The sequence below is a fragment of the Nocardiopsis sp. NPDC050513 genome (genome assembly GCF_044457925.1).
Classification (GTDB): domain Bacteria; phylum Actinomycetota; class Actinomycetes; order Streptosporangiales; family Streptosporangiaceae; genus Nocardiopsis.
This window is the reverse complement of the sequence record NZ_JBITHK010000003.1, coordinates 209,655-223,337: the sequence shown is the minus strand read 5'-3', so window position 1 is coordinate 223,337 and position 13,683 is coordinate 209,655. Positions and strand designations below refer to the sequence as shown.

The 13,683-nt window shown below is 65.9% G+C and carries 5 protein-coding genes; 3 read left to right on the top strand and 2 right to left on the bottom strand.

Annotated features, from left to right (window positions below; genetic code table 11):
* The first annotated feature begins 129 nt into the window (after window positions 1–129).
* The 3 genes from ACIBFB_RS06170 (at window position 130) to ACIBFB_RS06160 (ending at window position 10,644) form a co-directional block, all read left to right on the top strand.
* Window positions 130–9,321 (top strand): DNRLRE domain-containing protein, encoded by a 9,192-nt coding sequence (locus ACIBFB_RS06170; RefSeq protein WP_397226823.1) that lies wholly within the window; start codon window positions 130–132, stop codon window positions 9,319–9,321.
* On the top strand, window positions 9,315–9,875 hold the full coding sequence (locus tag ACIBFB_RS06165; protein ID WP_397226821.1) for a hypothetical protein: 561 nt from the start codon (window positions 9,315–9,317) through the stop codon (window positions 9,873–9,875). The genes ACIBFB_RS06170 and ACIBFB_RS06165 overlap by 7 nt, the downstream gene beginning before the upstream one ends.
* 334 nt (window positions 9,876–10,209) lie before the next feature.
* Window positions 10,210–10,644 (top strand): hypothetical protein, encoded by a 435-nt coding sequence (locus tag ACIBFB_RS06160; RefSeq protein ID WP_397226819.1) that lies wholly within the window; start codon window positions 10,210–10,212, stop codon window positions 10,642–10,644.
* 559 nt (window positions 10,645–11,203) lie between these two features.
* Here ACIBFB_RS06160 and ACIBFB_RS06155 read toward each other — a convergent pair.
* Together ACIBFB_RS06155 and ACIBFB_RS06150 are read right to left on the bottom strand one after the other, a co-directional pair.
* Window positions 11,204–11,908 carry an AAA family ATPase gene (locus ACIBFB_RS06155; RefSeq protein ID WP_397226817.1) on the bottom strand — a complete coding sequence of 235 codons (705 nt, stop codon included), beginning with the start codon at window positions 11,906–11,908 and terminating at the stop codon, window positions 11,204–11,206.
* A 581-nt stretch (window positions 11,909–12,489) separates the two neighbouring features.
* On the bottom strand, window positions 12,490–13,683 hold the full coding sequence (locus tag ACIBFB_RS06150; RefSeq protein ID WP_397226815.1) for a VWA-like domain-containing protein: 1,194 nt from the start codon (window positions 13,681–13,683) through the stop codon (window positions 12,490–12,492).

Here is a 13,683-nt window from a genome sequence, read left to right as displayed (position 1 = left end):
TTACGCCTGGTTCTGTCAGCTTCAAGCGGCGTTCCGGATTTGCGGACTTTGGGGGAAGTGCGTGCTCTTTGGGGGCTTAGGGCACCTTCCGCTCCTGGTTCGCTTTTAGTGATCCGGAGGTGACCGGTCGTGTCGACCGGCCAGCGCGTGACCCCCCGCTCGGTGCTTCAGCGCATCGTTGCCCGCCGTGACACGAACGATCGGTCGAAGCCTCGCACGAGTCGGCTGATCAAATTCATCGCAGTCGGCAGTGCTCTGGTCCTGCTGCTGTCGGACTCCATATCCTCCGTGCCGCTGTACACGGGCATGCCCCGGCTCACCCCGGTGTCCGCTGCGGACGTGGTGACCCCGGATCAGAGTGACGGATCTGCCGACGGCCTCTCTCACGAAGCCGACACCGCCCTGGTCGACGGCACCTCAACCGGTCAGGGGCCGGATGTGGATCCCCCTGCGGACGCCCTGCCCCAGGAGTGGCCGGATCTGCCCGAGGACGCTGACACACTCGCTCCTCCGGATGCGGAGCCTGCGGTTCGCACTGTGGAGGAAGAGCCGGAGCCGGAGGTCTCGGGCTTCGATCCGGACACGAGTGTGGAACTCGTCGAAGAGCGTGACGAGCACTCGCGCACGTTCGAGAACGAGGACGGCACGCTTTCCACCGACTTCTCCCTGGAGCCCCTGCACTACGAGGAGGACGACGGTTCCTGGGAGGAGATCGACCCCAACCTCGTGCCTGAGAACTCCCTTACCTGGACCAACTCCGCAGACTCCAGGGAGGTGGACTTCGCTGCGACCGCCGACGCGGATGCGCTCGCACGCATGGAGCTGGACGAGGGCCACAGCCTGTCCTTCTCCCTAGAAGGGGCTCAGAGCGCTCAGGGCGAGGTGTTGGAGGACGAGCCCAACACGATCGTCTACGCCGAGGCCCTGCCCGGTGTGGACATCGAGCTGACGTCACTGATCGGTGGAGCGGTCAAGGAAACCATCTGGCTCCAGGAAGTCCCCGCCACGGAAGACGACGTGCGTTGGCGCTTTCCCCTCGAACTGGGCGACCTGGATCCCGTCCAGTTGGAGGACGGCAGTATCGACCTCGTCAACGGCGATGGAGACGCGGTCGGTCACATCCCCGCCGGGTACATGGAGGACTCGAACCGGGACCCCCGTTCCGGGGACGGCGAGTTCTCCGAGGCAGTGGAGTTCACCCTCATCGAGGAGGACGGTGGCTGGGTTCTGGAGGTGGTCGCCGACTTCGAGTGGCTCACCGACGAGAACCGTGTCTACCCGGTCGCGGTGGACCCCACGTCGACATGGAACTACAACGCCTCGCAGGACACCTACGTCCAGAGCGGCTACAACACCTCGCGCTACACCGAGCAGGAACTGAAGGTCGGAACCTACGACGGCGGCTCTCATCGGGCTGCCTCGTACCTGCGGTTCAACGCGATGGTCGACGAGCTGAGCGACCACAAGATCTTCGGAGCCGAGCTCTACCTGTTCAACCACTGGTCCTACTCGTGCACGCCGAGCCCGGTCTACGTCCACGAGGTGACCGAGTCCTGGTCCCAGAAGTCCATCTCCGACTACCCCGGACCTGACTACCGCTCCACACCCCTCGGGACCGAGAGCTTCGCACGCGGCTGGATGCCGATCGGAGCGAGTTCCAGCTCATGCCCCGCCCGATACGAAGGCATCGACCTGGGCACGGGCGGCCGGGACCTGGTCCAGGCGTGGGTGGACGGGGACAAGCCGAACTACGGCCTCACCGTCCGCGCCTCCGCCACCAGCAGCAGTGGCTGGAAGAAGTTCGGCAGCCGGGAGTCGTGGGGCGCGCCGTACATGACGGTCACCTACAGCCCCTACCGAGCCGACTACGAGTTCGCCACCTCCCCGCCGGAGTTCAACCCTGCGCCCCACGCCAACCGTGGGACCTCCGTCGAGGTCGAGGTGACCAACCGCGGCCACGAGACCTGGACTCCGACGAACGGATACGAACTCAGCTACCAGGTCTACGACCAGGAGGGCGACCGCGTCTACCACATCGCCCCCACGACCCCCATGCCGACGAACGTGGCGACGGGGCAGACGGCGACGGTGAACGCCCAGATCGATCCCCTGCCGCCGGGCACGTGGACCATCAAGTTCGACATGACCCACGAGGCGCAGTCGTTCGCGGCGTGGGGCGTCCCCATGCTGGCTCAGGTGAACCTGGAGATCCCCGATCTTCCCCCGCAGCTCCTGGACTTCAGCCCCCGCGATGGAGCAAGAGTCGCGACGCTGACCCCTGAGTTCACCGCGCTGGGACGCAACAACGACGCCTGGCCGACCGACGGCATGGAGTTCTGGTTCAACTTCTGTGACGGCGAGTGGCCGGACTGGGAGTGCGTGGACTCCGGATGGCAGACCGAGACCTCCTGGCAGCTACCCAACGGCCTCATGGAGTGGGGCGACCAATACTGGTGGAACGTCTTCGTCCGTGACAGCAGTCAAACCGTCGAGAGCGGCTGGCTGCGGCTGATCGCCGACCCCGACCAGCCCGCCGTGACCTCCAACCTCTCCGGCAGCGACCCGGACGGGCACGGGACGGTCAACGCGCTCATCGGCAACTTCACCCAGACCGTCACCGACGCCGTCGTGCCGACGGTCGGTCCGCCGCTGAGCATCACCCGCACGTACAACTCCTCCGACCCCCGACAGGACGCCATCTTCGGTGCTGGCTGGTCCACCCGGTTCGACATGGATCTGGTGCCGGACGTCGACGGTACCGGGAACGTTGTGTTGACGTACCCGGACGGCCGTCAGCACCGCTTCGCGCGCAACGCGGACGGAAGCTTCACACCGCCTTCGGGCATGCACGCGGTGCTCGCTGAGACGGCCACCGGGTGGCAACTGATGGACAAGGCCTCCACCTCCTACGTCTTCGACGATGCGGGGCGCCTGCTCGAAGTCACGGACCACCGTGGCCGATCCCAGACCATCACCTACGACTCTTCGGGCGACATCTCCACTGTCACCTCCGACGGCGGTCGGTCCCTCGAGTTCACCTGGCAGGACGGCCATGTCACCGCGGTGACCGCTCAGGGCGGCGACGAGACCAGTGCCCAGTGGACCTACGCCTACGACGGGCAGCGGCTGACCGAGGCGTGCAACCCCGAGCTCGAGTGCACCACCTACACCTACACGGCTGGATCGCACTACAGCGCCGCTGCCATGGACTCCAACCCCTACGGCTACTGGCGCTTCGAGGAGAGCAGCGGGGACACCGCCGCCAACAAGGTTCCCAGCCAGCTGGGTGGCGAGGCCGCCTCCATCGTTGGCTCAGCGCTGGGAGCCGACGGCGCGCTCGCTGGTGCCACCTCCAACGCCCTGGCCGCGGGTTCGGGCGCCTACGCCGAACTCCCGACCTCCATCCTGCACAGCGTCGGTGCGCGTATCACCGTGGAGGCGTGGTTCTCCACCACCCAACAGGGCACCGTGATCGGCGCTCTCGACAAGCCCACCGACCCCGACCAACGGACACAGCTCGTCTACGTGGGCAACGACGGCAAGCTCCGAGCCCAGTTCTGGACCGCAGGCGGCGTCGCCCCCATCACCACCGAACAGGCGGTCAACGACGGCCAGTGGCACCACGTCGCGCTGACGTCGGACGGTACCTCCCAAACCCTGTACCTGGACGGTGAGGAGGTCGGATCCAAGACGGGGCAGGTCGAACACCGCGACACCCGGTTCGTGTACGTCGGCTACGGCATGGGCGGCAGCGGATGGCCCGAGACCCTGCCCTCACTGGGAGACTTCCCCTTCGAAGGGCAGATCGATGAGGTCGCCGTCTACCAGCGCCCTCTGCACCCGGACACCATCGCGCTGCACCATGCCTCCGGTGTGGACCCCGCGGACAGGTTGGACACGGTCACCTCGCCCGAGTTGAACGAGATGGTCAACCTGTCCTTCGACGAGAGCACCTCGCGGGTCAGCATCTTCCACGACCACAACGGCGGTAAGTGGCTCTACTCGAACCAGCGCTACCAGGGCGACATCAACAACGAGGAACCCGAAGTCACCGCAGAGGTGACGATCACGGACCCCCGTGTCGAGCGTTCCTCTTCCCGCTACGACGCGTTGGCCGGATACCGCCGTGTCAGTGACGTTGACCAACAGGGACACGAAACCACCTACGCCTACGACACGGGCGGGTTCCTGGTGGCGACCACCATGCCCAGCGGAGCCCAACTGCGGTTCTTCAACGACGAACGCGGCAACCGGATCGGCCAGATGAGCTGCCGGGACCTGGCCGCCACCTCCTGCTCCTGGGAATGGTTCGGCTACCACCACAACCCGGATGATCCCTTCGATCCCCGCAACAACCAGCTCACCGCCCACCACGACGCCCGTTCCGCGGACCTGCTCGACCCCACCTACCGCACCTGGTGGGCCTACGACGTCCACGGCAACCAGATCTCCGAGACCAGCCCCGCCACCGAGGACTTCCCGGACGGCCGCACGGTCCGCTACTTCTACACCGACGGCACGGAAGCAGCCACCGACGGCGGAACCGTCCCAGCCGGGCTCCTGGTCGAATCCTGGGACGCCGACGGAGGCAAGACCCGGTTCGCCCACAACAGCCACGGTGACATCACCTCGGTCACGGAACCCTCCGGCCTGGTGACCGAGTACACCTACGACGGACTCGGGCGGGTGCTCACCACTACGGTCACCACGGGCGACCATCCGAACGGCATCACGACCACGCGCACCTATGACGGCGCCGGACGAGTGCTCACCGAGACGGCGCCCGCGGTCACCAACGAACTCACCGACACTGTCCACCAGGCACGGACCACTTTCGTCTACGACAACGACGGCAACGTGGTCCGTCAGACCGTCAGTGACCTGAGCGGCGGTGAGCCTGACAGGACCACGCAGTTCGCCTACAACCAGTTCGGACACCTGGTCGCCCGAACCGACCCAGAGAGCCGAACCGAGCACTTCGGTTACGACTACACCGGCGCGCAGATCTACCACCAAGACGCCTCCGGTACGGTGTTCCGCACCGCCTACACCCCCCGTGGACACGTGGCCGAACGCACCATCGAGGGCTGGGTCGGTCACCCCGACGAGGACAACGAGCCCACCCAACTGGTACTTGAGTCCAACGCCTACGACCCGGACGGCCGCTTGGCCTCCACAACCGACGCCGTCGGACGCACCACCGCCTACACGTACTACGCGGACGAGCTACCAGCGCAGACCATCGCGGTTGGAGCGATGCTCAACGACGCTGAGGAACCGCGCGACGTGGTCCTGGCGGAACACGCCTACGACGCGGTGGGCAACCCCGTCCGTGCCGTGACCAACGACGGGGCGACCCGAGTCGACATGGAGTGGAACGCCGACTCCCGCCTCGTCAGTGAAACCCTCGATCCCGAGGGGCTCGCCCGCGTCACCTCCTACACCTATGACGGGCGCGGCAACACGCTCTCGGCCGCGATGACCGATCCCTCAGGCCGTTCCGAGCAGACCCGCTACGCCTACGACGGCGGTGGACGGGTGATTGAGGAAGCCGTACAGGTCAGCGGTGGCGAGCTCGTCACCAGCTACGAGGTGGACGAACTCGGACTCGTCACCGCCGTCACGGACCCGCGCGGGCATGAGGACGGAGCAGATGCCTCCGCTTTCACGTCGCAGATGCGCTACGACGAACTGGGTCGTCTGGTGGAGGAGCAGCTGCCCGAGGTCGCGATCGAGCATTACGGTGAGCCCACGGTCACCGAGCGGCCCACCAGCACCTTCGGCTACGACCTGGTCGGCAATCTGACCCATCAGCAGGACGCTGAGGGCTACACCTCGGAATTCGGCTACGACCTGGTCGGTCAGCAAATCGAGAGCCAGGCACCGAGCTTCGACGGGGCGGACGGATCACAGATCACGCCTCGCGCGCAGACCGCCTATGACGACCTCGGTCGTATCGCCTCGCAGACCGACGCACTGGGCAACGTCCGCACGTTCACGTGGGACCAGCTCGGCAACCTTGCCGGGATCACCGACCCTCCGCTGAACGAGGCAGCCGAACCCGGGCAGTGGACGTTCATCTACAACCCCGTCGGGGAGCTCCTTGCCACCACCAACCCGGTGGGCGCGCGCATCGAGGCCACCTATGACGATCTTGGCCGTCAGGTCACCGACACGCAGATCGAACGCATCCCCTCCGCAGCGGCGTACACGACCAGGTACGCCTACGACGCGATGGGTAACACGACAACCACCACGGATCCCCTCGGCAACGCCACCACCAGCACCTACAACGCTGCGGGCGAGCTGGTCTCGACCACCGACCCGGCAGGGGAGACCACCGGCTTCGACCACGATCTCGCCGGACGGACGAGCACGGTCACCAACCCCATCGGTACTCAGATCGTCGCGGAGTTCGACCTGGCGGGACGTCAGATCCGCACTACGGTTCTCGCGGAGGACGGCACGGAACTGCGCTCGCAGAGTGTCGCGTACGACGCCGCCGGACTCCCCGTCTCCGAGACCGATCCCCTCGGCCACGCGGTGACGACGGAGTTCAACGCTCTCGGGCAGCCGACCAGCCGGATCGAGCCGGTCAGCGACACCGAGACCATCACCACCACCTTCGGCTACGACGCCCTTGGGCAGCAGACACGCCTCACCGACGGCAGGGGCAACAGCACGCACACGACCTACACCCCGAGCGGTCAGGTCGCGCAGCTGATCGAGCCCGCGACCGAAGCCACACCCACTGAGAGTGATCGCACCTGGACCACGTACTACGACGCCGCGGGCAACCCGGTCGAGCAGCACGTCCCCGGCGGTGTCGTCCGTGAGCGAGAGTTCACCGCTCTAGGCGGACTGTCCAGGGAGAGCTCGACAGGGGCCGAGGTCACGACGCAGGACCGTCACATCGGCTACGACCAGATGGGCCGTCCCACCTCGATCGGCACTCCGAACAGCGGAGCCATCGAGATCGTCTACGACGACCGCGGACACCAGGTGCAGTTCCTGGGCCCGAACACGGTCTCCTTCGGTGGCATGGCGCCTGGGACCACCGTCAGTTACGACGGAGCTGGGCGTGCGACCACCCGTCTGGACCCGACGGGGACCACAACATTCGCCTACGACGAGGCGGGACGGGTCGTCGATCACCATGACCCTGTCACCGGCGAGGACCTGTCCATCGCCTACGACGAGGCGGGACGCACTGCTTCCATCACCACCCAGGACGGAACCGTCCGGAGCTTCACCCACGATCCGTTGGGTCAGCTGACCGAGGACGTGCTCACCTCACCTTCAGGAGGCAGGCTCCTCGGGACTAGCTACACCTATGACGCGGCTGGACGCATCACGGCGCGGACAGCAGAGGGCGTGGCTCCAGAAGGAACGCACGAGTTCGACTACGACGACGCCTCGCGGCTGACCTCATGGACCGCTCCGGGCGGTGTGGTCACAGAGTACGCGTGGGACGACTCCGGAAACAGGGTCCAAGAGGGGGACGAAACCTTCGAGTTCGACGAACGCAACCGACTCGTCTCGTCGAGCGAGGGGGACACCTGGAGCTATACGCCGCGTGGAACGATCAGCTCTCAGTTCGTCGACGGAGAATTCCGGACCCCGGAGTTCGACGGCTTCAACCGGATGGTCAGTGCTGGCAACGGATCCGGCGAGTACGCCTACGACGCTCTGGGGCGCCTCGCTGAACGGACTACCTCCGCGGGTACGGAGTGGTTCGTCTATCCCAGCCTCGAGAACGACCCCATCGCGGTTCTGGACGGTACGGAGACACCGGTCTCCCAGTACGGGCGGGACCCCTACGGCCAGGCCGTGAGTGTCTTCGACCGAGGCCAGACGCCAGCGTTGACGTACAACAACGCGCACGGCGACACGGTGGCGACCTACTCCGGCACCGGAACGGTCATCAGTGCGGCCGATTTCGGTCCGTTCGGCGAGCAGTTGGGCGGGTCCCCGATCGCGTCGGTGGGCTACCAGGGGGAGTGGACCGATCCGGAAACCGGCGATGTGAACATGCACGCGCGCTGGTATCAGCCGGGGAGCGGACGGTTCGCGTCCAGGGACACGCTGACCCTGGAACCGAGCCCTTCAGTGCAAGCGAATCGGTACACCTACGCCAATGCTAACCCGGTGCTGTACACCGACCCAAGTGGTCACGACGCTATTCCGTTCACGTATCCCTCCAGAACCAACAAGCTCACGCCTGGGCGGGTCTTGAGGCTCGGCCTCGCGGGAGCGCGTTTCGCTCCAGTCTTGGCGAATCCTTATGTTCTGGCTGGTACGGCGGTTGTTGTAGTCGCTGTTGGTGTCGGAGTAGGTTTCTATTACCTGGCAAACATGGGTCCGATAATCGGATCGACCCCGAGGGGTGGAACCATTTCCACGCCTCCGACTATGACACAACGAAAGCGACTTATTCAGAGTTCCTGGGGGAAGCCGAGGTCTTGGGGGGCTCCTGGCGGTGGCGGCTGGAACGGGTCCGGCGGCCATGTGCTGTGGGATTCGGGAGAACCTTATGTTCCCATCGTTGTAGATAACCGAAAAGAAATCCTTCACGATATTCTGAATACCCCACAGGACCGCCCGCCTATGTCTCCTGTGGTTTCCCAGAAGGATGTGGACGAGGAGCGTCGGGCCAGGGAGAAACAAGCATACAAGTCCATGTTGAATGTGCATGTGGAACTTTCACAGGAGTACGAGAGTATCGTGGACTCCTATCGGGGGATGCCTTTGGGGTCACAAGTTGGAAACAGTGATTGCCAGAACGATCGTCAAGTTATCCCGGGTAATAATAGATGGAATGAGCAGAAAAAGGCAATTGGAGTAATTGCCCTCCTCTGTGATGACCATGATTTTTGGAGGGGGACGGGGGCAAATGATGAAATCAATCCTCCTGGGTGGCCTGGGACTCCAACGGGGACGGAGTCGAACAACTACGTTCTTCCAAGCGGGTCATGGAAGTACCATAGAGGACACCTTGGTGCTGATAGTTTGGGATTCAGTGGCGATGATCCGTGGAACCTGGTGACGCTTCATGCGAGGGCGAATAATCCCGAGATGTCCAAGATTGAAGCCGACATCAGAAATGCGGTGAGTGAGGGGCAGGCTGTCTATATGTCGGTGGTTCCTATCTACTCTGATGCCCAGGAGATGCCAACTTACATTCACTACAGAGCTGTAGGGAGTGGGGGCTTGGATATTAATTCTTGTATTGAGAACAGGCAGAATTCAAGAACACTTGGTGGACATGCGTGTGTGTCTGCGATGTTCGAGCCTGGGGGATGGGGTGTTAGGCAGTGGTAGTCGACGAACTGCGGAATCTTCTGCTGGGTGGGCGCGCTGGTGAAGGAAGGGAATCTGCGATTCCCTCATGCGATGAGATTTCCCTTCCTCTGCCGACTGACTATATTGAAATGGTGGCGAAGATCGGCTCAGACTTCTCCATTGACAAGAAACTCATTGTCAAGGGCCCTGGGGTGATTGATCGGTTCTTTCCTCAAAGCCAGAGGGATCTTGAGTATATTCACAAGAACACAGGCTTCTTTGTTCGTGGGGGCGAGATCCTCCCTGCGGGATTCTCGGGTTCCGGTGCCGAGTGGATTAGTTTCTCGAATCTCGTCTGCTGGGCCGAGGATGACTCGGGAAGAAAGCTCTTTTGGGAGCGTGTTGGAAACCCTGATGGTTGGCGAATTGTGGCCACTGATTGTGTGGCCAAGTTTGCTAGATATGAAATAACGGCAACCGACTATCTCTACAAACTATTGAGAAGGTCACTCTTTTGTTCGGTGTTCACTTCCTCTCGTTGGCCGGATCCGGATCGTATTCAGGTTATTTTTCATCGCGTTGACTCTGGATAATTTATTTATATTTCGGGTCTGACTGTTGCAGGGATGGTTTTTCGATGGTTGGAGGTTCTAGATCCATTCCTTTGCCTGATGTATTGATCGTGGCCTGTTGGTGGTCGCTGGGGTGTCGTCTTGGTTGTGCTCGAGCAAGGCACTAACATTGCAGGTCATGTGGGGTGCTGAGGGGCGTCTGTGCGACTCCGACATATATGTCTTTCGCTGGTCTCTTCTCCTCGTGGCGGGGGTGGGCGACGGGGCAAGGATCTCGGGGCCGGTGTCCAATCCGGGGGTGTGGGTGGCTTCTTTCTGGGGTGAAGGACGTTGTCGACCCGGAAGGTGTGAGCTGATGCGGCGCTTGGACGAGAGCGGGCGGTGCCAGCACGAGCCGCGGCTGTACGCGGTGGGAGGACGAGGCCGCCGTCGGACGTTCGGTCTGCGGAGCACGTGCCCGCAGGCTGAGGGAGCCACCCTGCGGGTCGCCGGGCACTCGGAGCGGCTGGCGCTGCTCGATGATCTGCGCAGGCTCGCGTCGTACCTGGAGGCGAACCCGGACCTGCCGGTGGGGGAGATGACGCGGGTGGAGATCGTCTACTTCACCGAGGGGTGCGACGGGCACCAGCAGGACGAGGTTGCGCGCCTGGCGGGCGTGATGGAGGTGGCGCCGCGCTGGGAGGGGGACCACTACGTGACCGAGAAGCGGATCGGGCAGGCGGGATACCGAGTGGTGTCCATCCCGGAGAGCGCGAGGGTGAGGGAGAAGCTCCTTCGCGGGAGCCGGTGAGTTTTCTTCTGGATCAGGCCCTGGGCGTCGCCCAGGGCTTTTCTGTGTGCCGATGACCTGCGGATAGGCGATAGCTGAGTTATCCACAGAGTTTTGCGGAACCGGTTGCGGAGGCGGGATCTGCTATCTACTCTGGAGAACAGATTTCGCCTCTGGATTTCCCTCCTCGGTGAGAGCACCCTTTCCGCACTTGGACACTTCCCATAACACTTATCGCCTTGTAAGCGATAGGTTAGGGGTTCAAGTCCCCTCGCTGGCTCTCACTATGTCTGACCTGGGACATCTTCAGGCGGAACCACTCCGCTGACAGCTTCGCCGCCTGAAGAGGTATCGCCTATGGGCACCGAGCGCACCGCCCTGGCCGCCCGTGGATCGTCAGCGTCACACCGACCGCGTCGTCACCCGCAACTCCCCGCCGATGGTCTCCGTCCCCTCACCACGGACGAAGTGTTCGGCCGTTCCCGGCCGCGTCTGCTCTCGGCGCTGTCGCTCCCGGGGGCGTCGGCCCGCCCCCTCGCGCGTGTCTCATGGGACGTCGTACCGCCGTGACCAGCCAGTGTCACGAGGTAGGGGACATCACGAGTTCAAGCTGCACAGCGGGCGACTCCGTCCCGGTGTGCGGGGGAGTACGGGCGTTCGCGCAGGGGGCGAACCGGATCCGGGCCAGCTTCCGCGCCCGGCGCCGGTCGAGGACGAGCAGACTGCGCGCGCCCGGCGCGAACGACGTCGGCCCGTGCCGGGTCGCCGCGCGCAGTCGCCGCCAGCGCCGCGAATGCGCCCGGTGGCTGCGCTCGGTCACCCGCCGTCCCCGGGCGTTCTGCCCGCTCCGGGCCTCCTGCGGGGTGGCGTCGATCATCAGCACGTGCACCTCGTACCGGCGGAGTCGGCAGAGCAGGGCGAGCAGCACGCGGACCGGGAGCCGGGTCCCGCACTCGTGCGCCACCACCGGGCCGCCGCGGAGCGCCGCGGCCACCCGGGCCAGGTGCAGTACGTGCACCACCCAGCGCCACAGGGGGTAGGGGACCCGGCGGAGCAGCGGTCCCAGCTGGTACCGCGACTGCAGCGAGTCGATCACCCGCACACCGTCCGCGGTGAGCACGGTCCGCACCTCGTCCCCGCGGAGACCGAACAGCCTCCGCAGCAGGGTGCTCTTCCCGGCCCCGGGTACTCCGGCGACCAGAAGCAGGGACCGCCGGGGGTAGACCACCCCGCGCACCACCGCGTCGTTCACCGTGGGCACGGACCGCACCAGACCCTGGACCATCTTCGGTAGCTCCTCACAAGCCGACCTTCGCGCCGGTGGGGCGTTCCCGCGCCCCCTGGGCAACGGCCAGTGATCTGGACGGGCGCACCGGCCGCGTGTCGGTGGGTGCGGGCGATGGTGGAGTCTACCGAGATGTCCCGGATGGTCAGCTCCTTCGCGTCGGCCCGGGCCTGGAGCTGCTCGACGACGCGGTGCCGGGCGCCCTCGCAATGCCAGCGGCGGTACTCCGTCTCCCACGGACCGTACCGCTCGGGCGGGTCCCGCCGCGGTAGGCCGTTGGTCAGCCGCCGCTGGGTGCGCATCGGCGGCGGTCCGGTTCGGAGGCGACGGCTCCGGCGACGCCCACGAAGCGTCTGTCAGATCTCCTCGAGCCGCGGGACATGATCATCGCACGGCCTCGATCCACGCACGAAACACCCCCTGGCACCAGGGGTCGACGGTGCCCGGACGGGCCCGCCGAGGGCGTCGGCCCGTCCGCGCCTCCGGCGCTCAGCCGGGTCTGTGAGCGAGGCGCCGACGGCCGTGTGCGAGCGGCGGGCCAGCACCGTGCGGCCGCCCGTGCGCCGCCGCCCTCCCGGCACTCAGCCCACGCGGACGCTCTCCACCCACGACGGCGGGGCCGGAGCGCCGTCGCCGACCAGTGCCGCGACGAGTCGGGCGGAGACCGGTTCCGCCGGCCAGGGTGTGTACCCGTCGGTGAGCACGACCACGATGTGCGGCCGACGCGGTCCGGCCAGGGCCGCGTCGATCCCCACGCGCATGTCCGTTCCGCCGCCGCCCAGCAGCTCTACCTGGTCGGCGCTGACCACGCGCCTCGTCGCCTGGACGTCGGCGTCGCATGACAGCACCGTGACCCGGTCACCGCCCACCCCGACCTCCCGCAGGATGCCCGTCACCTCGCCCAGGGCCGCGGCCAGGTCGTCCGCGTCCATGGACCCCGACGTGTCCACCACGATCGCGACCCGGGGCACGGGGCGGCGCAGGCTCGGCAGCACCACGCCGCGCAGAGCCGCACCCCGGCGCGACGGCCGCCGGTAGGTGTAGTCCACCGCGCCCCCCGCCCAGGCCACGGCCTCGCGGACGGCCCCCGCGAGCACCGTCCTCCAGTCCACGGTCGGCTCCAGGACCTTCTCCGCCCACTGCCGCCACCCCGCGGGCACCGATCCCCGCGCGCGCACATGGGCGCGCACGGCCTCGGCGGTGGAGCGCCGCAGCGACTCCGCCTCGACCTCGCTCACGCCCGCGCCGTGCCCTTCCGGCGTCTCCCACGCCCGGCGCACGCCGTCGGCCCCCGATCCGCAGTCCGCGCACTCCGCGGCCGACGCGGACGGGATCGGCGACGGCAGCAGCGGCAGGTACTCCTCGAACAGGAGCCCCGCGGGCAGCCCGTATCCCTTCGGTTCCACCCGTCCCTTCGGTAGCTCCAGCCCGTCGGCGAGCAGGTCGTCGTTGATCTCGCAGTCCTGCGCCACGTTGACGCGGAGCCGGTCCCGCTGTTCGCCCGCGGGCAGGCGATCGGCCCGCCCGTGGTGGTCGCGCAACAGGTGGGCCACCTCGTGGACCCACACCCCGGCCAGCTCCGGGACCGGGGTCGCCGCAACGAACGCGGGCGACACGTAGCACCGCCAGTGCCGGTCGACGCCCATCGTCGGCACCCCCGCGCCGGGCACGACGGTCAGCGAGTACAGCGCCGACGCCAGGTACGGGCGCTCGGTGGCGGCTCGGTACCGGGCGGCCAGCAGCTTGGTGCGGTCCAGGGTGTGTTCCGTGGACAC